This window comes from Polynucleobacter sp. AP-Titi-500A-B4 (assembly GCF_018688095.1).
Taxonomy (GTDB): Bacteria; Pseudomonadota; Gammaproteobacteria; order Burkholderiales; family Burkholderiaceae; genus Polynucleobacter.
The window spans coordinates 228359-251879 of the sequence record NZ_CP061311.1; the positions used below are offsets into that span (position 1 = coordinate 228359).

23 protein-coding genes are annotated in these 23521 nt (G+C 44.5%); 20 read left to right on the forward strand and 3 right to left on the reverse strand.

Annotated elements, in window-relative coordinates; translation table 11 throughout:
* Positions 1 to 94: 94 nt before the first annotated feature.
* Positions 95 to 550 carry a ferric iron uptake transcriptional regulator gene (gene fur, locus FD968_RS01215; RefSeq protein WP_068949652.1) on the reverse strand — a complete coding sequence of 152 codons (456 nt, stop codon included), beginning with the start codon at positions 548 to 550 and terminating at the stop codon, positions 95 to 97.
* A gap of 124 nt (positions 551 to 674) precedes the next feature.
* On the opposite strand from fur, the gene FD968_RS01220 reads away from it, so the two are divergent.
* The 11 genes from FD968_RS01220 to FD968_RS01270 all read left to right on the forward strand — a co-directional run bounded on the left by FD968_RS01220 (position 675) and on the right by FD968_RS01270 (position 13341).
* The gene (locus FD968_RS01220) at positions 675 to 1325 is read left to right on the forward strand and encodes an outer membrane protein assembly factor BamE (protein WP_251367592.1); all 651 of its coding nucleotides are present in this window, start codon (positions 675 to 677) and stop codon (positions 1323 to 1325) included.
* A gap of 81 nt (positions 1326 to 1406) precedes the next feature.
* The gene (gene dapB, locus FD968_RS01225; RefSeq protein ID WP_215367899.1) at positions 1407 to 2207 is read left to right on the forward strand and encodes a 4-hydroxy-tetrahydrodipicolinate reductase; all 801 of its coding nucleotides are present in this window, start codon (positions 1407 to 1409) and stop codon (positions 2205 to 2207) included.
* 40 nt (positions 2208 to 2247) lie between these two features.
* On the forward strand, positions 2248 to 4920 hold the full coding sequence (leuS, locus tag FD968_RS01230; RefSeq protein WP_215366917.1) for a leucine--tRNA ligase: 2673 nt from the start codon (positions 2248 to 2250) through the stop codon (positions 4918 to 4920).
* 31 nt (positions 4921 to 4951) lie between these two features.
* A complete protein-coding gene (lptE, locus tag FD968_RS01235; RefSeq protein ID WP_215366919.1) occupies positions 4952 to 5479 on the forward strand; it encodes an LPS assembly lipoprotein LptE in 528 nt (175 codons plus the stop codon).
* 16 nt (positions 5480 to 5495) lie between these two features.
* Positions 5496 to 6557: a DNA polymerase III subunit delta gene (gene holA, locus FD968_RS01240; protein WP_215366921.1), complete on the forward strand. Its 1062-nt coding sequence runs from the start codon at positions 5496 to 5498 to the stop codon at positions 6555 to 6557.
* Positions 6558 to 6604: 47 nt separating this feature from the next.
* Positions 6605 to 7882, forward strand: coding sequence for a glutamate-5-semialdehyde dehydrogenase (locus FD968_RS01245; protein WP_215366923.1), 1278 nt, complete (start codon positions 6605 to 6607; stop codon positions 7880 to 7882).
* Between the two features lie 16 nt (positions 7883 to 7898).
* A complete protein-coding gene (locus FD968_RS01250; protein WP_215366925.1) occupies positions 7899 to 8324 on the forward strand; it encodes a CopD family protein in 426 nt (141 codons plus the stop codon).
* Positions 8325 to 8386: 62 nt separating this feature from the next.
* Entirely contained in the window at positions 8387 to 9853 is a 1467-nt protein-coding gene (locus tag FD968_RS01255; protein ID WP_215366927.1) for a class I SAM-dependent RNA methyltransferase, read from the forward strand.
* Between the two features lie 58 nt (positions 9854 to 9911).
* On the forward strand, positions 9912 to 10082 hold the full coding sequence (locus FD968_RS01260) for a rubredoxin (protein WP_068947854.1): 171 nt from the start codon (positions 9912 to 9914) through the stop codon (positions 10080 to 10082).
* Between the two features lie 36 nt (positions 10083 to 10118).
* On the forward strand, positions 10119 to 11417 hold the full coding sequence (hemL, locus tag FD968_RS01265) for a glutamate-1-semialdehyde 2,1-aminomutase (RefSeq protein WP_215366929.1): 1299 nt from the start codon (positions 10119 to 10121) through the stop codon (positions 11415 to 11417).
* Positions 11418 to 11439: 22 nt separating this feature from the next.
* A complete protein-coding gene (locus tag FD968_RS01270; protein ID WP_215366931.1) occupies positions 11440 to 13341 on the forward strand; it encodes an acyltransferase family protein in 1902 nt (633 codons plus the stop codon).
* A 13-nt stretch (positions 13342 to 13354) separates the two neighbouring features.
* Here the strand turns inward: FD968_RS01270 and FD968_RS01275 are convergent, their stop codons facing one another.
* Together FD968_RS01275 and FD968_RS01280 are read right to left on the reverse strand one after the other, a co-directional pair.
* Positions 13355 to 14194, reverse strand: a complete 840-nt coding sequence (locus tag FD968_RS01275; RefSeq protein WP_215366933.1) for a symmetrical bis(5'-nucleosyl)-tetraphosphatase — start codon at positions 14192 to 14194, stop codon at positions 13355 to 13357.
* Between the two features lie 38 nt (positions 14195 to 14232).
* Positions 14233 to 15705, reverse strand: coding sequence for a deoxyribodipyrimidine photo-lyase (locus tag FD968_RS01280; protein ID WP_215366934.1), 1473 nt, complete (start codon positions 15703 to 15705; stop codon positions 14233 to 14235).
* 73 nt (positions 15706 to 15778) lie between these two features.
* Here FD968_RS01280 and FD968_RS01285 point away from each other — a divergent pair, with 73 nt between their 5' ends.
* The 9 genes from FD968_RS01285 (at position 15779) to rfbD (ending at position 23498) form a co-directional block, all read left to right on the forward strand.
* Entirely contained in the window at positions 15779 to 16591 is an 813-nt protein-coding gene (locus FD968_RS01285; RefSeq protein ID WP_251367593.1) for a YdcF family protein, read from the forward strand.
* Between the two features lie 113 nt (positions 16592 to 16704).
* Entirely contained in the window at positions 16705 to 17244 is a 540-nt protein-coding gene (locus FD968_RS01290; RefSeq protein ID WP_251367662.1) for a YqgE/AlgH family protein, read from the forward strand.
* 1 nt (position 17245) lies between these two features.
* The gene (gene ruvX, locus FD968_RS01295; RefSeq protein ID WP_371817088.1) at positions 17246 to 17647 is read left to right on the forward strand and encodes a Holliday junction resolvase RuvX; all 402 of its coding nucleotides are present in this window, start codon (positions 17246 to 17248) and stop codon (positions 17645 to 17647) included.
* 32 nt (positions 17648 to 17679) lie between these two features.
* On the forward strand, positions 17680 to 18180 hold the full coding sequence (gene pyrR / locus FD968_RS01300) for a bifunctional pyr operon transcriptional regulator/uracil phosphoribosyltransferase PyrR (RefSeq protein WP_215366938.1): 501 nt from the start codon (positions 17680 to 17682) through the stop codon (positions 18178 to 18180).
* Positions 18180 to 19148, forward strand: coding sequence for an aspartate carbamoyltransferase catalytic subunit (locus FD968_RS01305; RefSeq protein WP_215366940.1), 969 nt, complete (start codon positions 18180 to 18182; stop codon positions 19146 to 19148). The genes pyrR and FD968_RS01305 overlap by 1 nt, the downstream gene beginning before the upstream one ends.
* 9 nt (positions 19149 to 19157) lie before the next feature.
* A complete protein-coding gene (locus FD968_RS01310) occupies positions 19158 to 20519 on the forward strand; it encodes a glycosyltransferase (RefSeq protein ID WP_251367594.1) in 1362 nt (453 codons plus the stop codon).
* A 21-nt stretch (positions 20520 to 20540) separates the two neighbouring features.
* A complete protein-coding gene (locus tag FD968_RS01315) occupies positions 20541 to 21440 on the forward strand; it encodes a DUF6492 family protein (protein ID WP_215366942.1) in 900 nt (299 codons plus the stop codon).
* Positions 21441 to 21482: 42 nt separating this feature from the next.
* A complete protein-coding gene (rfbB, locus tag FD968_RS01320; RefSeq protein ID WP_215366944.1) occupies positions 21483 to 22544 on the forward strand; it encodes a dTDP-glucose 4,6-dehydratase in 1062 nt (353 codons plus the stop codon).
* Positions 22545 to 22556: 12 nt separating this feature from the next.
* Positions 22557 to 23498 carry a dTDP-4-dehydrorhamnose reductase gene (gene rfbD / locus FD968_RS01325; protein ID WP_215366946.1) on the forward strand — a complete coding sequence of 314 codons (942 nt, stop codon included), beginning with the start codon at positions 22557 to 22559 and terminating at the stop codon, positions 23496 to 23498.
* The last annotated feature ends 23 nt before the right edge of the window (positions 23499 to 23521 follow it).

Consider the following 23521-nt stretch of genomic DNA (forward strand, 5'->3'; position numbering starts at 1 on the left):
GTTAAAAGCTTCTAAAAAGTAAAAAAGACCTCAATTTGAGGTCTTTTTTCATATTTTCTGTCCTGGTAAACAAATTAAAAACTCAGAAAAGTACTTATTTTTGCTTATTTCGGCAGTTTTTCTTCTGACAATGGCCATACATTGCTAAAGAATGCTCTTGCAGCTTAAATCCGAGGTTTTTGGCAATATCACGCTGCCGCTTCTCAATGGCTTCATCCACAAACTCTTCTACGTGCCCGCAGTCTAGGCAAACCAAGTGATCATGGTGACGACCCTCATTCAACTCATAAATAGCCCTACTATCCCCTTTACTCGATTCAAAATGACTCCGAAGTAAAAGCCCTGCTTGCTCAAACTGGGTCAGCACCCGGTATACCGTGGCCAGACCAATTTCTTGGTCATCCTTGGCTAGTGCCATGAAGACATCCTCAGCGCTAAAGTGGGTGCCACCGTTTTGGTGAAAAAAATCGAGGATTTTCATACGCGGACCAGTGGCCTTTAGGCCAATATCACGCAAATTTTCGGGAGTGGGGTTTTGGTTCGTATTCATGGCTTTGGGAGCTAAAATCAATGTCTTAATGATACGGCCAGCCATGCAAAATTGCCTTGAACTTTTTAGTCGTTTTTTTAACCCGCTTCTGAAGGGGTGTTTTACCTCCTCTAGAGGGGGTGTCTTGGTCGTTGCCATATTTGGCTTGCTAGGAATGGGCGGTTGTACTTCGGCGGTTAATGAAACTCAGCGCGCCTGGATGAACAAAATTTTTCAGCCCTATGTTCCGGATATAGTTCAGGGCAACTTTATTTCGAGTGAGCAATACGCTAAATTACAACTGGGTATGACACGTGAGCAGGTACGCCAAATTTTGGGTACTCCATTGTTAGCAAGCTATTTCCATGCGAACCGTTGGGATTATGTTTTTGAATTTAAACGCGCTGGTCAGCGAATAGGTAAAGAGCGAGTTGTCACTGTCTATTTTGATGGCGATAAATTAGTTAAATTTGAAGGCGATGCATTGCCTACAGATGTGGAGCTAGTTGCTGAGATTGATAACTACGCTAAAACGAAGCGTTCTTTTTGGGATGTCATGACAGGTTCAAATAAGCCGCCAGTGACCCCGCCTTTGCAGCAGCCAGAAAGGTTAGTGCCAAGCCCAACGGATAACTTGCCTAAGGGGGCTGCGATACCTCCCGTACCAGCTGCGAGTACAGGTTCCTTTTGGGACTTCTTTGGCTCATCAAAGACGGCAGATGGTCAAGTATCGCAACCTGAAACTTTGGGGCCTGGTGCGATGAATATCCCGCCAGCCACTGAGAAAAAGCAGTAGAAATTTTGACATAGATGCTTTCAGATATATCAATGTCTAAAAGCACCTAGATACTTTTATTAAGAAGCGAAGAAACACATGATGAAGATTGCAATTGCTGGAGCAACGGGTCGAATGGGTAGGATGTTGATTGAGGCGGTTCTCAATACCTCAGATGCTCAGCTTGTAGGTGCCCTTGAGCATTCAACTTGCCCACAATTGGGTGAAGATGCTGGCGCTTTCTTGGGCAAAAAGACGGGTGTCGAGATTTCATCGGATGTTGCTGGGGTATTAGCAAATGCTGAGTTTCTGATCGATTTCACAAGGCCTGAGGGCACTATGGCGCATTTGGCTGTGGCTGAAAAAACGGGTACTAAGATGATCATTGGTACCACTGGTTTAAGCGCAGACCAAATCGCTCATCTGAAAAAGGCTTCTGCAACATTAGCGATCGTGTTTGCACCCAATATGAGCGTGGGTGTTAATGCCACATTCAAATTGCTAGAGATTGCAGCCAAGATGCTCAATCAAGGATATGACATTGAAATTATTGAGGCTCACCATCGTCATAAGGTAGATGCGCCATCTGGTACTGCTTTGAAAATGGGTGAAGTAATTGCAGAGGCTCTCGGTGAGAAATTAGATGACCTTGCTGTCTACGCCCGTGAAGGACATACTGGTGAGCGCAAAGCAGGATCAATTGGTTTTGCAACCATTCGTGGTGGCGATATTGTGGGAGATCACACCGTATTGTTTGCAGGTGATGGTGAGCGCATTGAGATTAGCCATAAATCATCAAGCCGCCAGTCATACGCCCAGGGCTCACTGCGCGCAGCCCGCTTCTTACAAAAGCAAAATTCAGGTCTTTATGACATGCAAGATGTTCTTGGCTTGCGCAAATAATCACATCAATAAAAATTAAATCAGAAAAGAGTTGTTTTGAATGAGTAAGGATTACGACTACCGCAGTATTGAAGCGGCAGCGCAAGCTGATTGGGAAAGTGCGCAAGTCTATCAAGTAGCCGAAAACGCAGTTGGTGTGGACGGTAAGAAAAAACCAAAGTATTACGCCTGTTCTATGTTGCCTTATCCATCCGGTAAGTTACATATGGGCCACGTACGTAACTACACCATTAATGATGTGATGGCACGTCAACTTCGCATGCAGGGATATAACGTCTTGATGCCGATGGGCTGGGACGCATTTGGTATGCCCGCTGAAAATGCGGCGATTCAGAATAAAGTGCCGCCAGCTAAATGGACCTACGACAACATTGCTTATATGAAGAAGCAAATGGCGGCGATGGGTTTAGCGATTGACTGGTCAAGAGAAGTGGCGACCTGCAGTCCTGATTACTACCGATGGAATCAGTGGCTCTTTTTAAAGATGCTTGAAAAAGGCATTGCTTATCGCAAGACCCAAGTAGTGAACTGGGATCCAATTGATCAAACAGTTTTAGCAAATGAACAAGTGATTGATGGCCGTGGTTGGCGCTCAGGCGCCTTAGTTGAAAAGCGTGAAATTCCAGGCTACTACTTCAACATCACTGCCTATGCAGAGCAATTACTTTCTGGTTTGGATGGATTGGGTTGGCCTGAGCGCGTCAAAACGATGCAACAAAATTGGATTGGCAAAAGTCGTGGTGTGCGCTTTGCGTTTAAGCATGAGATTGCTGATGCACATGGCAACTTTATACAAGATGGCTTGTTGTATGTGTTTACAACCCGCGCTGACACCATTATGGGTGTTACTTTCTGCGCCGTGGCAGCTGAGCATCCCTTAGCCACCAAAGCTGCAGCTAATAATCCTGCCTTAGCTACATTTATAGAGAAGTGCAAAACCGGTAGCGTGATTGAAGCAGATTTAGCTACTCAAGAAAAAGAGGGCATGTTCACTGGTCTGTACGTTATCCATCCATTAACGAATGAGTCAGTGCCAGTTTGGGTTGGCAATTATGTCTTGATGTCTTATGGTGATGGCGCCGTCATGGGCGTTCCTGCACATGATGAGCGTGATTTTGCTTTCGCACTGAAATACGACTTACCAATTAAGCAAGTGGTTGCGCTCAAAGGCGAATCGCCGATGTTTAATGCCACGCATTGGCAAGATTGGTATGCCCAAAAAGAAGATGTTATTTGTTTTAATAGCGACAAATACAATGGACTCTCTCATGAGGAAGCCGTGAATGTTGTTGCTCAAGATTTAGAGAAGATGGGTATCGGAGAAATCAAGACGACCTATCGCTTGCGCGACTGGGGTATTTCTCGTCAGCGTTATTGGGGCACACCGATTCCAATCATTCATTGTGGCGATGAAGCCAATCCTGGTTGTGGTGCGGTTCCCGTTCCCGAGGCAGACTTGCCGGTGGTATTGCCAGAAGATTGTGTGCCAGATGGCAGTGGCAATCCATTAAATAAACGTGCAGACTTTTTGAACGTGAAGTGTCCCAAGTGCGGTAAACCTGCACGACGCGAGACTGACACGATGGATACCTTTGTAGATTCTTCTTGGTATTTCATGCGTTATACCGGGCCCAATGCGAAGACCATGGTGGATGAGCGTAATGAATATTGGATGCCAATGGATCAATACATTGGTGGCATCGAGCATGCGATCTTGCATTTACTCTATGCACGCTTCTGGACCAAGGTCATGCGTGATCTCAAGTTGATTACCTTCGATGAGCCTTTCCAAAATCTCTTGACGCAAGGGATGGTGCTCAATGAGACCTATTACTCCGAAGAAGCCTCCGGCAAGAAGACTTGGCTCAATCCTTTGGATGTGGAGCTAGATCTTGATGACAAAGGTCGTCCTCAAGGTGCGAAGTTAAAGGGTGACACTTCAGGAACGCCGGTCATGATTGGTGGCGTTGAGAAGATGTCTAAGAGCAAAAACAATGGTGTTGATCCGCAAGCCTTGATTGATCAGTATGGGGCTGATACCGCACGTTTATTTGTGATGTTTGCAGCTCCACCAGAGCAGCAGTTGGAGTGGTCCGGCGCTGGAGTTGATGGTGCTTCCCGTTTCTTACGTCGCGTTTGGATGTATTCAAGTAGTCAGGCGAATGCTATTCGTGAGGCACAGGATGCTATCCCAAGCACTTTGAATGATGCTGAGAAAGAATTGCGTCGCGAAGTCCATACTATTTTGAAGCAAGCAAATTTTGACTATCAACGTCGTCAGTACAACACGGTGGTGTCTGCAGCAATGAAGATGCTCAATGTTCTTGAGCCTATTAAATTGGACCAAGGCGCTACGATTAGTGCACCAGTTTTGCGTGAGTGCCTTGGCATTTTATTGCGCGTACTTTATCCAGTAGTGCCGCATTTGACCCACGTGCTCTGGAAGGATATGGGATACGTCAAAACCTTTGGCCCTTTATTAGATGCCCCATGGCCATCGGTGGATGAATCTGCTCTCATTCAAACTGAAATTACCTTGATGTTGCAAATCAATGGCAAGTTACGTGGCGATATTAAGGTTCCGGCAGAAGCTTCTAAGGAACAAATCGAAGCCTTGGCTCTGCAGAGCGACCCTGCAGTGAAAGTGCTGAACGGCGGTGCTCCTAAAAAGGTCATCGTGGTACCTGGTCGTTTGGTTAATATCGTTGCATAGTCAAGAACAGAACATTCGAGAACCGAAAGATATGAGCGCAAATCTACTCCGACGTGTAATGCTTGGCTTCATTGTTAGTGCGCCCGTCAGTGGCTTGCTCGCTTGCGGCTATAGGTTGCGCGGCATGGTGGACTTGCCTTTTAAGGCAATAGCGATTACTGGTAATCCATCGCCACCATTGCGTGCTGATATTCAAACGGCAATTTTGACGGGCACGGATGTGAAGGTTGCTATTAATCCAAAAGATGCCGATTTAATTTTGGATATCACCAATGACATTAGTGGTCGTGAGATTTTGGCCTACAATTCTGCTGGTCAAGTTTCTGCTTATCGTTTGAATATCCGTGTGGGCTTCAGGGCTTACGATCTTGCTGGCGCTGAAATTATTCCTGATAGTGAAATCTATATGACCCGAGATATGGACTTCTCTAATACGACCGTGTTGGCAACGGATGTTCAGCAGCAACAATTCTTATCTTTGATGCGTAAAGATTTAGCTGTTCAGATTTTGCGCCGCGTCTCTGCTGCCGCTAAAGCCCCACGAAGTAGATCTTTCTAGAGATAGATAAAGCCGCATGGTTAAAGTCGATGCCTTGCAAGTGCACCTCAAATCCTTGGGATCGGGTGGTGCGATGCTCCCCCTCTATGTCTTTAGCGGGGACGAACCCCTCCTGATGATGGAGGCAATGGATCAATTACGTCTTACCGCCAAGAAATTGGGTTTTACTGAGCGTGAGGTGATGTTGCAAGAGCGCGGATTTGATTGGAGTGCACTCATGAGTGCCGGTCAAACCATGTCTTTGTTTGGTGATAAGCGTTGGGTGGAGTTGCGGATACCGACTGGCAAACCAGGTCGCGATGGTGCTGATGCTTTAAAACAATTCGCTGCTCAACTTGAATCACAAGCAAGTTCACCAGATGGTCCAGATACGGTTGTGTGCATTGTGCTACCAAGATTAGATAGTAAGACAAAGACTTCAGCTTGGTTTAGCGCCTTAGATGATGTTGGTATGGCAGTGCAGGTTGATTCTTTAGATCGCAGTCATTTGCCTAGATGGATTGCGGGTCGATTGAAGATGCAAGAGCAAGAGGTCGAGGCCGGCACTGAGGGTCAGCATGCTTTGGAGTTCATTGCAGATCAAGTCGAGGGTAATCTCATTGCGGCTCATCAAGAAATTCTGAAGCTAGGACTGCTTTACCCTAAGGGCGTGTTATCCGAAGAGCAGATTCGGTCCTCAATCTTGAAAGTGGCGCGCTATAACGTATTTGAATTAACCGAGGCAATGCTTGCAGGTGATTTGCCTAGGTTAAATCGCATGCTTGACGGCTTAAAAGGCGAGGGTGAGCCATTGGTTTTGATTCTGTGGAGCGTGACAGAAGAGCTTAGGCTACTATCTAAATTAAAGGTAGCCAGCGATGCTGGGGAGTCAGTGCAGCAGTTGATGCGGGCAAATCGTATTTGGGGCAATAAAGAGCGCCTATACCCAGCCGCATTAAGAAGGGTGCAGCCACTGAAGTTGCGCAGAGCGATGCAGGTTGCTGCTGGGCTTGATCGGCAGGTGAAAGGGCTTTCTGCAGCAGAATTGCCGGGCGATCCTTGGGATGGCTTGCGTTTAGTTGGGAATTTATTGCGTTAATAGAAAAGTAGAAGAATAGTTAGACGGTTATTTAGAGAACAAAGTAAATGAGTAATGAGATTCAAGTATTGATGCAGGATATTGGAAAGCGAGCACGTAGTGCATCGCGTGCCATGGCTCGTGCATCAAGCGAGCAAAAGAACCAGGCTTTATTGCATATTGCAAAGTTGGTTCGTCAAAAGGCGGGTGAAATCCAGAAGGTCAATCAAGTAGATGTTGATCGTGCAAAAGCAAATGGTCAAGACGCTGCTTTTATTGATCGCTTAACCATGATGCCTAAAACGATTGAAAATATGGCCTTGGGTTTAGAGCAAATTTTTTCCCTAGAGGACCCAATAGGAAAAATTACTGCCTTGAAAAAACAGGCTTCAGGTATTGAGTTGGGTCAGATGCGGGTTCCGCTAGGTGTAATCGGAATTATTTATGAGTCACGCCCTAATGTCACAATTGATGCAGCAGCCTTATGCCTAAAGTCTGGCAATGCGGTAATACTGCGCGGTGGGTCTGAGGCGATAGATTCCAATACCTTGTTGGCCCAGATCATTCAAGACGGTCTTGCAGCAGCGGGCTTACCTAAAGATGCAGTTCAGGTTGTGACAACAACTGATCGCAGCGCCGTCGGTGAAATGATTACGATGACCGAATATATTGATGTGATCGTTCCACGTGGTGGCAAGAGCCTGATTGCCCGCCTTATGGCTGAAGCGCGCGTCCCCATGATTAAACATTTAGATGGTATTTGTCATACCTATATTGATGCGGATGCGGATGTAGCGATGGCAGTTCAAGTTTGTGATAACGCAAAGACACAGCGCTATGCGCCTTGTAATGCGATGGAGACCCTTTTGGTCAACAAAAGCATTGCTTCTAAGGTTCTGCCTGAGCTTTGCAAAATTTATCAAGATAAGGGTGTTGAGTTACGCGTAGATGCTTTAACACGATCAACACTCGAGGCTAGTGGATTTAAAAATTTGGTAGATGCTACAGAGGAAGATTGGCAGACAGAGTACTTGGCTCCAATTTTATCGATTAAGACGGTCGCTGATATTGATGAGGCGATGAATCATATCGAGCGCTACGGCAGTAAGCATACTGATGCCATCATCACGAATAACAAAGTACAAGCAGATCGTTTTTTACGAGAAGTGGATAGTGCTAGTGTGATGGTTAATGCCAGTACTCGTTTTGCCGATGGCTTTGAATACGGCTTAGGTGCTGAAATTGGTATTTCGAATGATAAGCTTCACGCCCGCGGCCCTGTAGGCTTAGACGGCTTAACCTCACTGAAATATATCGTCATGGGTCATGGCGAGATCCGTAATTAATTGAATTAAATAAACCATGATGAATGCTTACCTCTGGGTTAAAACCTTTCATATTGTGCTGATCACCTCTTGGTTTGCTGGTTTGTTTTATCTTCCGCGAATTTATGTGAATCTGGCGGATGAGAAAAATCCAGAGGCTTATGCTCGTCTCTTGGGAATGGCTGATCGCCTCTTCCGATTTATGACCATATTGGCCGTGCCAGCAGTCTTGTTGGGCTTAATACTTTGGCTAGTTTTTGGAATTGGTGCTGGCGAGGTATGGATGCACGCCAAATTATTTTTCGTGATTCTAGTTATTGGTTATCACCATGCCTGCTTTACTTTATTAAAGAAGTTTCGCGCTGGTATCAATACTAAGCCTGGTGTTTGGTATCGCTGGTTTAATGAAGCCCCAGTCATCTTATTATTGGTAGTTGTGGCATTAGTAATTTTTAAGCCATAAGCATGAAATAACTATTCTGAATTTCTTTATTTGTCTTTCCCTTATTTGAGACTGTTAGCCCCATGAGATTTTTTGTTGTTTGCCCAGGCGGTTTAGAAGTTCCGCTTGCACAGGAGCTCGCAGAGATTGCCAAGCGTCCCGATTCCAAAGCATTAGGCGCATGGGTGATTGATCCAACCCCGACCAGTCCTACTGGTGGTATCGGGCTTGCCGGACCACTCTCTGCCGCAATGGCTTTAAATCTCCACTCCAGAATTGCCAGCCGCGTGTTGTTGCAAATGGCGCAAGCCCCATACAGGCAGGAAGATGATCTCTATAAGTTAGCCAGCGGTTTAGCTTGGGAGGATTGGTTTACCTCTAAGCAAACATTACGGGTGGATGTAACGGCACATCGTTCGCCTTTAAAGAGTCTCAATTTTGCAACTCTGAAGATTAAAGACGCCATTGTGGATCGCTTACGTGATGTCACAGGGGATCGTCCCAATATTGACACTGCCTTTCCGGATATTCGGGTGCAGGCTCATTTAACAGCAACGCAAGTCACTATTTATTTAGATACTTCAGGTGAAGCTCTTTTTAAACGTGGCTGGCGAGATGAAAAAGGCGACGCCCCCTTAAAAGAAAATTTAGCTGCTGGCATTTTGTCTATTACAGGCTGGCAGCCAGGACAGACTTTATTTGATCCGATGTGCGGAAGTGGGACCTTTTTAATTGAAGCTGCACAAATGGCTTTAGCCATACCTCCTGGAGGAATTCGGGCGGGAATGTATGGTGACGATGTCAAAGCTAGCAGACTGGCTTATCGCCCATTGGTCACCTCGGCACATGGTTTTGGTTTTCAGAGGTTAAAGCCCTTTAACGAAGCAGCTGAACAAAAGCGTTGGCTTACTTTAAAAGAGGCATCCCTCACCGAAATTTTGGAAAAGCGTAAGCAATATTCAAGTGCCGAATCCCTCGGAATTAGTGGTAGTGATATTAATGAGAAGCTGGTTTCTATGTTCCGCGGAAACTGGCAAAGAGCTCAATTACCTGATCAACCAGTCGTGCGTCAGATTGATGCTATGGCAAGCAAGCCACCAGCAAATACCAAAGATGGTGTCATGCTATTAAATCCTCCTTATGGCGAGCGCTTAGTCATTAAGGGTGGTCGTGGTCAGGAAAAGGGCGCTCGGGATGCCAGTTATGAAACTGAAGAACCAGAAAATCGTTTTGAGCTGAATTTAGAAACGGGGCGACAAAGCGCTAAACGCTCAAGCCGGGAATCTCTTAAGAAACTCCAAGCCCAGGAAGAACAGGATCCCAAGTTTGTGGAATTCTTGCGCCAGTTTGGTCAACACCTCAAAGATGCTTTTGGGGGTTGGAATGTCTTTGTGCTGACCGCAGACATGGCTTTGCCAGGGCAGCTACGAATTAAAGAGTCAAAGCGCACACCCTTATTTAACGGCCCCCTAGAATGTCGCTTATTTAAGTTTGAGATGCATGCGAAGCGTTCTGGGGTAATGGGGTCAGAGGATAATTTGAACGATTAATACGCTTTAGAATGGAACTGATTCCTCTAAAAGCGAGATCATAGTGGAGAGTAAATTCATGGAATTTAAAACATATATGTGCCTGATTTGTGGCTGGGTGTATGACGAAGCCGCTGGTTTACCTGATGAAGGAATTGCGCCTGGAACTCTTTGGAAAGATGTGCCAATGAATTGGACTTGTCCAGAGTGTGGTGCCCGTAAAGATGATTTTGAAATGATGGCGATTTAAGTCGTCATTGATGATTAGAAATTGATTGAGGCTAATATGAGTCAAAATGACGTTTTATTTGAGCGAGCACAAAAGACTATTCCGGGTGGAGTGAACTCTCCAGTACGTGCATTTCGCCAGGTTGGCGGAACACCGCGTTTTGTGACTAAAGCCAAGGGCCCTTATTTTTGGGATGCTGACAATAAACGTTATATCGATTTAATTATGTCCTGGGGCCCTATGATCGTTGGCCATGCAAACCCAGAAGTAGTAGAGGCCGTTCAAAAAGCTGCTGAAACCAGTTTTAGTTACGGCGCTCCAACCGAAGGCGAAATTGAATTAGCGGAGCGTATTTGTGCTGTGATGCCAAGTGTTGAACAAGTGCGCATGGTCTCAAGCGGCACCGAGGCAACGATGAGCGCTTTACGTTTAGCTCGTGGATACACTGGTCGCGACTTAATTATTAAATTCGAGGGCTGTTATCACGGACATGCTGATAGCCTCTTAGTCAAAGCCGGCTCAGGTTTGTTGACCTTTGCAGATTCTACTCAGAATGCGCCATCTTCTGGCGGCGTTCCTCAAGACCTGGTGAAGCATACTTTGGTGTTGCCCTATAACGATGTTGAGGCGATTGAAGAAGTATTTAAAAAGCAGGGCGATCAAATTGCTGCAGTCATTATTGAGCCCATTGCCGGTAATATGAATTTAATTCAACCTTCAAAAGCATTTTTGCAGGCGATTCGCAATCTCACTAGTAAGTACGGTAGTGTTTTGATTTACGACGAAGTGATGACTGGTTTTAGGGTTGCTCTGGGTGGCGCTCAATCATTGCAAGGGATTGTTCCAGATTTAACTTGCCTTGGAAAAGTCATGGGTGGTGGTATGCCGATGGCAGCCTTTGGTGGCAAAAAAGACATCATGTCTAAGTTAGCTCCTTTGGGAAGCGTTTATCAAGCGGGCACTCTGTCTGGTAATCCTGTTGCAGTCGCCGCTGGCCTCAAGACACTAGAGATCATTTCAAGAGAAGGTTTTTATGAGTGTCTGGCTGGTCAAACTGAAAAACTCATGGCTGGTTTAAAACAAGCCGCCGACAAAGCAGGCATTCCATTTGCGGTTGATAGCGTTGGCGGTATGTTTGGCTTCTATTTTGCGAATGCAGTACCAACTTCCTATGAGGCTGTGACAAAGACAGACATTGAAGCCTTCAAGAAATTTTTTCATCACATGCTAGATGAGGGTGTATATCTCGCGCCATCAGCTTATGAAGCGGGCTTCACTTCGATTGCTCACGATAATGATGTTTTAGATGCGATTATTGCTGCTGCCAGTAAATCATTTCAAAGATTAAGTAGTTAACTAAATTGAGCATCCGCTTTGCATGACAACACATAAATATATTCCATCGATTGATGGTTTGCGTGCACTGGCGGTTTTATCAGTCATTCTTTTTCATGGCTTTCCTAATACCTTCCCTGGAGGGTTTATAGGGGTCGATATTTTTTTTGTCATCTCGGGGTATCTGATTACCCAAATTATCTTTACTCAGGCGGCATCCAATCAATTTTCTTTTACTGACTTTTACTCGCGTCGCATTAGGCGAATATTTCCAGCCTTAATTTTAGTTTTTATTGCCGTTTATGGGCTCGGCTGGTTCGTCATGTTGCCTGGCGAGTTCATGCAGCTTGGAAAGCATATTTTAGGTGGCGCTAGTTTTGTTTCTAATTGGGTTTATTGGCTGGAGGCTGGATATTTTGATGAATTAGCAGAATTAAAGCCTTTGCTTAATCTCTGGTCCCTTGGAGTGGAGGAGCAGTTTTATATTTTTTGGCCTTGTATTATTTTGGCGCTGATGAAATTAAGATTCAGTTTGCGAAATGTATTGGTTGGCTTGGTGCTTTCATCATTTTTAGTAAATATTTTATTTGTGAGGGCTTACCCATCTGCGACATTTTATTTACCGTTTGCTCGCACCTGGGAGTTGGGTTTGGGCGGACTAATTGCTATCTACTGCTCAAGTACGCGAGTTACCAGATTCAATAATCTCATCGCCTTGCTGGGTCTTGTGGGAATGCTGGCCCCAATCTTTTATTTATCCCCACAATCTATTTTTCCAGGATGGTCAGTTGTTCCCCCTGTTTTAGGTGCTGCCTTATTCTTGGCAGTCGTCCAAAATGATGTATTGCTGATGAAGTTTTTTTCAACAAGCTGGATTGTTGCCTTAGGCCTTATTAGTTACCCTCTGTATTTGTGGCATTGGCCCGTTTTGAGTTTTGGCAGATTAATGAAGGGGATGCCACTATCCACGCTCGAGACAATATTTTTATTGATCATTAGTTTATTTTTGGCATATCTAAGCTATGCGCTGGTTGAAAAGAGAATTCGATATCTAGGTAAAAAAACAGTCATCACCCTTTGTTTGCTGATGGTGGGTATTGGGTTTCAGGGCTGGAACACCTATCACCGAGAAGGTTTGGAACATCGCCTTACAAAAAATATTCAAATCCCAGCCGATCAGAAACAGGATTTTGTGAAGTGGGAACGAAAGGGGATGCTGCCTACTGGTAATTGCGAGCCTGGTTTTATATACCCTGAGGCGCATGTATGCGCCCAAAGTCATGAATCTAAGGACGCTGATATTGTTGTTATCGGAGATAGTCACGCCTTTAGTGCTTATTGGGGTATAGCCAAAGCCTATGGTGACCAACATGTAGTCAGGCTAATTGGACAGGGAGCCTGCCTCCCGTTTCTAGATGCTGGTCAGTTTGGCCAATATCCAAGTTGTAAAGAAAATATCAATAAACAGATTAGTTGGATTGCTAGCAATCCTTCAGTTAAGACAGTCTTTATTTTTCATAGGAATCGCGAGATCTCGAGTGATGCAGAACGGGAAAGCTTCCAGCTGGCTGCCAATAAAACATTCGATACCCTGTTGCGAGCTAAGAAGCGGGTGGTTTATGCATATGCATTACCGGAGTTAAACTTTGAGCCCCGTCTTTGTGTTGGGGAGCTACCCCTCGGCAGAAAAAATCCTCTGAATAGCTGTGCCTACCCTATTGATAGAGAGTTGGATAAGCAATCAGGATATCGCTCCAGCATCATCGAGAGTTTGAAGAAATATCCGGGAGTAAATACTTATGATCCCGCCAATTTTTTATGCCCCAATGGGATATGTAATGCCGTGATGAATGGCAAGGTCTTATTTACTGACTCTAATCACTTGTCAGAGTCCGGATCAAATATGCAGGGCGCTGCAATTCAAAAGCAATATCCGCTGAATTAATTTTCTTCTTTCCTTACATCCTTAGTGGGTGGTCATAGCCATCCACTTGAATAATTTTCGACTTCTTCATATCTTTATTGGAGTCAGAAATTTCCATGGCGGTGAGTTTTCCACCCCATACGCACCCTGTATCTAAGCCAACAACATTCTGGTCGCGCAACAACCCTAGGGTTGACCAGTGGCCAAAGTAAATCACAGTATCTTGAGTTTTTCGTTTGGATACTTTGAACCAAGGTATATAGCCTTTTGGCCCATCCTCTAAACCTTCTTTACTCTCAAACTCCATCTGTCCGCTAGGGGTGCAAAAGCGCATTCTGGTTAGTGCATTGGTAATCACTCGTAATCGTTCATCACCCTTGAGAGAGTTACTCCATTTGTTTGGCGTGTTGCCGTACATATTTCCTAGGAACTCTTTATAGGATTTACTGCGTAAGGCCTTTTCAACCTCTTGAGCACATTCAATGGATTGTTGTAGATCCCACTGCGGAAGAACCCCAGCATGTACGGCAAGTACTTGCCCGTTACTCAGTGCCATAGGGCGTTTGCGTAACCAGTTAATGAGCTCTCTTCGGTCTGGAGCTTGGAGGATTGGTTCAACCGTATCGAGGCCTTTGGTTTTCCGAATCCCTGCATCAATCGCGAGGAGATGAAGATCATGGTTCCCGAGAATGCATTCAGCGCGACCGGATTCTTGTAATGATTTGAGTTGACGTAACGCACCTAATGAGTCTGGGCCGCGATTGACTAGATCTCCCAAAAAAATCATTTTTGATTCTTTAGGAAGTTTTTTGACTAGGGCTTTTAGTGAGGGCGCGCATCCTTGGACGTCACCAACAGCATAGATTTTGCTCATGACCTATCTTAAAGCGGATTAATCAGTTATTAACTGCCTTAGCTGACTTTTTTAACAACGCTATAGCGAACTAAGGTTTTCTTGCGAGCCTCATCATGATCCACTACAGGTAAAGGATAATTTCGCCCTAGGGCGATACCAGCAACTTCAAGCTCGATATGACCTGCTTTCCATGGCGCATGAATTGATTTTTTGGAGAGTTTTTCTAACTGGGGTAAGTAGCGGCGAATAAACTTGCCCTCTGGGTCAAACTTTTCTGATTGAGTAATCGGGTTAAAGATTCGGAAATAGGGCTGTGCATCACAGCCTGAGGAGGATGCCCACTGCCAACCACCATTATTCGATGAGAGCTCAAAGTCGTTCAAATGCTCGGCAAAGTAGGCTTCACCCCAACGCCAATCAATCCCTAAATCTTTGGTTAGAAAGCTCGCCACCACCATACGTAGACGGTTATGCATATAACCACTTTGATTGAGTTGATGCATCGCTGCGTCAACTAGTGGGTAGCCCGTTTTACCTTCGCACCACGCCTTAAATAATTTCTTGGCATGAGTGCCACTCTCCCAAGCAATATTGTCATAGTCTGGTTTGAATGAAGCACCGCTGGCTAAGCGTGGATGATTGGCAAGAATCATGAAATAAAAATCCCGCCAGATCAGTTCACTTAACCAAATAGTGGCACCCATACTTCCCGCTAGCATGCGACGATGAGCCTCTCGAACCAAGCCTCGAATAGAAAGCATGCCAAAGCGAAGATGGGTAGATAGATAGCTCACGCCCTTGATAGCAGGGAAGTCTCTACCAATTTGGTATTGATCAATTCGGGATAGAAAGTCTTCTAAAAAGGCTTGACCACCTTCTGATCCTGGTGGAAGGTAGGCCTCAATACCAGTAGGGCAAAAGCCCATGGACTCTAGGGAGGGAAATGGTAAGTCTATTTTTTTAGGAATAGGGACAATTTGCCCTGACTTGGGATTGCATTCATAGGCAGCCAGATCTTTTTCTTGAAGTGTCTTTAGCCAATTGTTTTTATAAGGCGTAAAGATAGAAAAAACAGTATTGGAATTAGTGAGAATTTCTTTTTTCTCAAAAATCACTTGATCTTTATAGCTTTCAAACTGAATACCTAATTTTTCCAATAAAGTTTTAACTTGTTCATCTCTGGCGATCGCAGAGGGCTCATAGTCATGATTGGTAAAAACAGCTTCAACACCAAGTTCTTTGGCGATTTGGGGGATGGATTCAGTTGGCTTGCCAAACCGAACAATAAGACCACCACCTTGTTTTTTAAGCTCATCGTCTATCTGTTTTAAACCTTGCCAAATGAAATCGACCCTACGATCATGTTTTAAACCCTTAGCATCGAGCTCGCCTTGTATTAGTGGCTTCAGGATCTCGGTATCAAAAATGAAAGTCAGCCAGACTTGCTTACTTTCTTTAAGGGCGTGATGAAGGGCCGCATTGTCATACAGGCGGAGATCGCGGCGGAGCCAAACAAGTGCTTTTTGCATAGCCCCTATATTAGGGCCAATTGCGGGATTTTGTTTGGGGAGGGCCTAGTTAAAAGGGTTAAGATCATGATTAATGATGGATACGATCTTTTTTATTCTTTCGAAGGTGGTGCAGTTCTGCATAGAGCCGCTCAATTGGCTTATTGTTTTTGTTCTTTTGAGTTTGCTATTTCTTTCACTCAGAAAGCTCAATTTGTGCAAGCGCTTTCTGCTGCTCGCTCTATTGGATCTTCTGATAGTGGGGTGGGCGCCTACTTCAGAGTTAGGATTAAGCGCTCTCGAAGATGCGATTCCAAAAACGTCACTAGTAAATATTTCTGAAAATGATATTGGCGGAATTATTATTCTGGGCGGTGCTATAGAAGGCGGGGAAATCGCACTTGATCGTGGTGAGATATCCATTGGTTCTGCTGCCGAGCGCGTAACAAAGGCTTTTGAGTTGATCCGAAAATATCCTGGTCTTCCTTTTATTTTTAGTGGCTACTCGGGGCGCATTAATCCAAAAGGGGCGTCAGAATCTGATGCATTTAAGCGGTTAGTTGCTGAGCAAGGTCTAAGCGAGAAGATGGCTCATTATGAAAATCAGTCACGCAATACCTATGAGAACGTCCTCTACATGAAGCCAATGATTCAGGAGTTTGGCTTAAAGAATGAGGCTGGAGCTCCAAAACCTTGGTTGCTGATTACTTCAGCTAGTCACATGTATCGATCAGTAAAGATATTCGAAAAACAAGGTGTCGCCGTCTTTCCGTTGTCAGTAGATTACCAAACTACAAATAGCATTCACTGGACTTCTTTCGATCTGGGTGAGGGCGCAGATAATTGGGGCAACTTACTCCATGAGGTGGTTGGCATAATTGCCTACTGGATTACCGGAAAAATCTAGATATTCGGTAAAATAGTCACATGACTAAGGCCAACAAAGCCCCCCATGATTCAGACCCAGGGTCTTTGATCTCCTATTCTGCCGATCACTTAGCCAATCAGTTTCTCATCGCCATGCCCGGCATGGTGGACCCCAATTTTGCAAACTCCGTTATCTATTTGTTTGAGCATAATGCAAGAGGAGCAATGGGGTTGGTTGTTAATAAGCCCACTGAAGTTGATTTAGCAACTTTGTTTGACAAGATTGAGCTCAAACTGGAAATCGCGCCTTTGCTGGAGCAACCAGTTTATTTTGGTGGCCCTGTGCAGGTAGAGCGTGGTTTTGTTCTACATGAGTCCAATCCCCATCTTTCTTATAGCTCCTCACTGATTATTCCGGGCGGTCTCACGATGACCACTTCTAAGGACGTGCTTGAAGCGGTGGCAATTGGTAACGGACCAAGAAAGTTTTTAATGACCTTGGGTTATGCAGGTTGGGGTGCTGGTCAACTTGAAGAAGAAATCACTCTCAATGGTTGGATGAATGTCCCTTTGTCACGCGATCAAATGATGGAAATTATCTTCAATACACCATCAAGCCAGCGATATGAAAAAACAATGAATCATCTTGGGTTTGATTTGTCTTCACTTTCTGGTGAAGCGGGGCATGCCTAATATGAGTGCAATTACTGTAATGGCGTTTGATTACGGTACACGTCGTGTTGGTGTGGCAGTAGGAAATTCAGTAACTCAAGTAGGTCAAGCATTAAAAACAATTACTGCGCCTAATATTGATGCGCTCTTTGAGGAGATTCAGGGCCTGATAAGAGAATGGCAGCCACAGCAGTTGGTGGTAGGTCGCCCAGTCTATCCCGACGGAGTAGAGCATGAAATGACTGCGAAAGCGACACGTTTTGGGAATCAGTTGCATGGAAGGTTGAATTTACCAGTGTCCTGGGTCGATGAGCGCTATACATCCGCTATTTTGGAGGGTGACTCACAGATGCGGGACAATCTAGATGCGCACTCTGCATCTTTGATTTTGGAGCAGTATTTCGCAGAACGGCCACTGGCTTAAATTGATTGAACTTGAGAAGTTTTGAAAAACGAATGAACGCTGAACTGTTATACAAAAAACTACTTGAAGCTCTGCGTACAAGGTCACAGCAAGGGCCTTATGAGCTCGCTGGCTTAGCTATGGGCGGCGCTTGGATTGCAGAGCGCTTAGCTAAAGATTTGGGATTGCCTCATTTTGGCGTGATTAATGTCGCCTTTCATCGCGATGATTATGCGGAGAAAGGGATGACTGCTTTACGGACTGCGAGCACAATGACGACGCATTTACCTTTTGACGTGAATGGCGCCAATATTATTTTGATTGATGATGTTTTGCTGACCGGTAGAACAGTACGCGCAGCCTTAAATGAGTTGTTTGACTTTGGTCGACCTGCACAAGTGGAGTTAATGGTGCTGGCAGATCGCGGTAATCGTGAGCTTCCAGTTTGCGCGAACTTTGTGGGCGAGCAAGTACAAGTTCCTGATAATCAAATCTTGGTTTTAGAAAAAGACGCCGCTGGTAAGTTTAGCTTTGAGCTTGAGGAGCGTGAATAATGGGTTCTGGGAGCAACTTAGTGAATCAATTTAATACCGCTGGAGAGTTGACGCACCTCTTGACCTTAGAGGGTTTGCCAAAAGAGCAGATCCTCCATATTTTGGATACTGCCCAACAATTTGTTAGTGTGACTGACCCCTCTAGAGAGGTAAAGAAAGTACCTCTATTGCGGGGAAAAAGTGTGTTTAACCTATTTTTTGAAAATTCTACGCGAACCAGAACGACCTTTGAAATCGCTGCCAAGAGGTTGTCAGCCGATGTTATTAATTTAGACATCTCTACATCATCCACTGCAAAGGGTGAGAGCCTTCTCGATACGATTGATAATTTAGTTGCAATGCAGGCCGATATTTTTGTAGTGCGTCATAGCGTATCAAGGGCGCCAATCGAGATTGCTAATCATGTGCCCGCGCATGTGCACGTTGTTAATGCAGGTGATGGCAGTCATCAACATCCAACCCAAGGCTTGTTGGATATGTATACGATGCGTCACTTTAAGCAGAACTTCAAAGGATTAAAGGTGGCGATTGTTGGTGATATCGTCCATAGCCGCGTTGCTAAATCGAATATTCATGCGCTGACGACTTTGGGTTGCGAAGATATTCGTGTGATTGGTCCCGAAAGCTTGTTACCGAGAGATTTAGATATGCTTGGTGTTAAGGTCTTTCACAGCATGGAAGAAGGCTTGAAGGATGTTGATGTGGTGATGACTTTGCGTATTCAAAAAGAGCGTATGGAAGCAGGCCAAGTTCCAGAGGGTGAGGCCTTCTTTAAGCAGTATGGTTTAACGTCTTCACGCTTAGCGCTAGCTAAGGCTGATGCAATCGTCATGCACCCTGGCCCTATGAATCGTGGAGTCGAGATTGATTCTGTTGTAGCTGATGGACCTCAATCTGTCATTTTGAATCAAGTGACATTTGGTATCGCAGTGCGGATGGCTGTTATGTCTATCGTTGCTGGTAATTAAAAAAGTTAAGTGGAATCACTAGTGAGCGTTGATATTCCTATGGTGATTAAAAAAAAGCGTTGGTTGATTTTGTCACATGGTTTTAATATGGATGGCCGTGCTTCAAGCTTAACCATTACAGATAAAATTCCTTATTTTTTGCATGCAGGTATTGAGCCAGTTGTATTCAGCGCTATCACTGGAATAAAAGATCAGAGATTTCCTCATTATCAATATTTAGCTTGGGGCCCTGCAGCATTTCGATTCGATTTTCGACATTGGATTGCCAACAAATATGGACGTGGATTCTTTTATAAGCTTACAACGAGAACAGTTTCGATTTTATTGGCGCCTTTAATTGGGTTAGAAAAATTTATCCTGGGTTATTCAAGTCAATGGTCTTGGGCTTTTCCTGCTTTTATTCACGGTTTCATTTTGGCCCGACAAGGCAAGATAGACCTAATTTATTCCACTGGAGGGGCATGGTCGGCGCATTTAGCAGGCCTATGGTTAAAAAAGGCAACAGGATTGCCATTAATCGTAGAGGTTCATGATCCGCTAGTGATTAGAAAAAATCCAAACGATCAAGGATTTGAGCGGCCTAAAAATCGCGATGCCCGATTTCGACATTATTTGGAAAAACAACTTATACGTTTTTCCGATAAGGTATGGTGGTTTACTGATGGTGCTTTACATTATGCCAAGGTAAGAAATCCCAATCTTAGCACCCCAAATAATGCTCATGGTTTTGTGGTGACGCCAGGTGCGCAACCACCTGGTGGCCTTAAATCAAAAAATCAGCATCAGTACAGCGATAAATTAAATTTATGTCACTTTGGTTCTTTAGCAAAAGATCGCTCGTTATCAACTGTCCTTTGGGCTCTGATTCCTTTGTTCAAGAAATATCCTCATGCACGTGAGTTAATTCGGGTGCATGCATATGGAGCACCATTGGACTCATTGTCGATAGAAGCTGTTGAGAAGCTTGGGTTTAGTGATGTGCTCTTAGCGCATGGTCGACTTGAGATTGACCCTATTACCGGAAAATCAGGGAGGGAGCGTGTAGCAGAGAAGATGCAGGAGGCTGCTGTATTGATTTTGCTCCATGGAAATGATGAGTGGTGCGCTGAGTATATTCCCTCCAAGTTTTACGACTATCTCTGGACTGGTAGGCCAATTTGGGGGATTACCCATCGCAATCCACAGCTTGATCAGATGCTATTAGAGCGCGGAGCTTATTTGAGCGCTGAAGGTGATTCTGAGGGTATTGCTATGACACTAGAGAGAATTTGGTTAGACTGGCAGGCAAAGAGTTTGATTGAGCCCATTTGGAAGCCAATTGGAGTAGATCAGGCAGTAAAGACCATATTGACCCAGGCGCAAGATCGCTAGTAATCAACATAGGAATACCGCTTGAAAGATTTTGTTCTCTACTGTAAATCCTACTCAAGAGATTTTTTGCGCCTAAAGCGGCTGCTGGAGTCCATCAATCAATTTAACGCCGACCACTTAGATTTCTACATTTCTACGCCAAGTGCAGATAAAGGTTTGTTGGAGGAGATCTTGGGTCAAGATGGATACATTTGGATTGCAGACGAAGATATTGTTGTTGCGAACCCAAATGCCGACTTTTCAAAATACCAGGCAATGTCTGGCGGTCTGTCTCAGCAAATTATCAAATCGGAATTTTGGCGACTAGGACTTGCAGAAAATTATTTATGCTTGGATTCCGATAGTTTATTCATTCGAAATTTCTATAAATCTGACTTCTTATCAAATGATGGTGTGCCTTATACCGTACTACATCAAAATAAGGAACTGTTTCAACTTGCTACCGATCGTGGGCATGAGAAAGTGGAGAGGGGTCTAAGAATTGAGGCTGAGCGAGTTAAAGGGTTGTTTGATCGTAAAGGGCCAAATTTTTATTGCGCTCCCTCCCCATTTATCTGGTCAGCTCGGGTGTGGATGTCGTTAGATACGGAGTATCTTCAGTCTAAGAGCATGAGTGTGTGGGATTTTATTACCCCGGAGTATCCTGAGACTCTCATCTATGGGGAAGCACTGCTCAAATACCGCGCTATTCCATTGATTGCAATTGAGCCCTTATTTCGCACGTATCACTATGATTGGCAATATTTCTTGATGAAGCGTTTGGGAGAGACTAAGGCTAAGTTGGCGCAAAACTATTTGGGCATCATTTACCAGTCTGCATGGGAATCTGAACTCACCCTTGGACAGCCTCAAAAATCTTTAATTTCTCGGTTGCTCAAATCTATTAAACGCTTTGGGCGCTACATACAGAGCTATTTCTAATGCCGACTAAGTTAATTTTGATCTAATGGATAAGGATATTCGATGATTATGGTTACTGGCGGCGCAGGATTCATTGGTGCCAATTTTGTTCTAAGTTGGCTTATGTCGCCAAATGCTGAAGGCATTGTGAATTTAGACAAGTTAACTTATGCAGGTAACTTAGCGAACCTAGAAACCCTCGAAAAAGATGCAAGACACACTTTTGTCCATGGAGATATTGGAGACAAGCTACTGGTAGCTCAATTGCTGGAGGAGTATCGCCCTCGAGCTATCGTGAACTTTGCGGCTGAGAGTCACGTAGATAGATCCATTTATGGACCAGCAGATTTTATTCAAACCAACATAGTGGGCACTTTTAATCTATTGGAATGTACTCGAGAGTATTGGGGTAATCTTCTCGGTGATGAAAAGCGGCAATTTCGTTTTCATCATGTCTCGACTGATGAGGTTTATGGATCCTTATCTGCATCAGATCACGCATTTAGAGAGACCAATCCTTATGAGCCTAATAGTCCCTATTCGGCTTCTAAGGCTGCCTCCGATCATTTGGTACGCGCTTGGTTTCATACCTATGGCATGCCAGTTGTTACAACTAATTGTTCCAATAATTATGGGCCGTATCATTTTCCAGAAAAGTTAATCCCCCTAGTCATATTGAACGCATTGGATGGTAAACCCCTTCCAGTTTATGGTGATGGTCAACAAATTCGCGACTGGCTATATGTTGGGGATCATTGCTCTGCGATTCGCGAAGTACTGGCTAATGGTCGCCTAGGTGAAACTTATAATATTGGTGGCTGGAATGAGAAAGCTAATCTTGAGGTTGTAAATACCATCTGCAAAATTCTGGATGAGCTAAAACCCCGTGCCGATAAAAAATCGTATACAGAGCAGATTACTTTTGTTAAAGATCGACCGGGACATGATCGTCGATATGCTATTGATGCCAGTAAGATTGAAAAAGAATTAGGTTGGCGTCCCGCTGAAACCTTTGATACCGGTATTCGTAAGACAGTTGAGTGGTACCTAGATAACCCAACTTGGGTAAAAGGGGTTGTCACAGGCTCTTATCGCGATTGGCTTGATAAACAGTATCGCAATTAACCCTATTAGCCAATGAATATCCTTGTGTTTGGAAAAGATGGTCAGCTGGGAAAGGCTTTTCAAGAGCAACTTCAGCATTCTTCATTTCAGATGGGTAACATGATTCGTTTTGTTGGGCGTAATGAATGCGATCTTAGTGATACCAGTCAAATTACTAATTTACTAAACACTTTCCAGCCGCGTTTACTCATAAATGCTGCCGCCTATACTGCAGTCGATAAGGCGGAGACAGAGTCAGATTTAGCTTTTGCAATTAATGCAACCGCTCCTGAAGTGATGGCTCAATATGCCGCTAGCCATGAAGCAACGCTACTTCATTTTTCTACGGATTATGTCTTTGATGGATTTAAACAAGGCTCATATACGGAACTAGATAGAACCAACCCCTTGAGCGTCTATGGAAAGTCAAAAGAAGCTGGTGAACGCGCAATACAGCATGCTTTTTTTGATGACTCTCAGGGCCAATACGCCATTCTGAGGACTAGTTGGGTTTATGGTGATGGCGGCAATTTCATCCGCACCATTTTGCAATTAGCAAAAGAGCGAACTTCTCTCCAAGTGATTGATGATCAATATGGTGTTCCCACCAGCGCAACCTGGTTAGCAGAAGTGGGCTGCTATTTGACGATTGATGGTGAAAAGCCTAAGCAATTTACCTCCGGTGTTTATCATGCGGTTCCACTAGGCGAGACGAATTGGTACGGCCTAGCTTCTTTGGTGGTTCAATCGGCATTAGATGCTTGCCAGCAATTGCAAGTCTCTCCCACTGCCATTTCTCCGATTCCTGCTTCAGGGTATCCCTTGCCAGCCCCAAGACCCATGAATTCTTGTTTATCTACGAATAAGCTGCAAATTGAGCTTGAACGTCTGGGTCTTGTGTCAAAATTACCCCATTGGAATACACCGTGGGATGAGCAAGTAACCGCTTACGTCAAGCAATTATCTAAAAATTGACGTTTTGCTTCATCCTAGTAAAT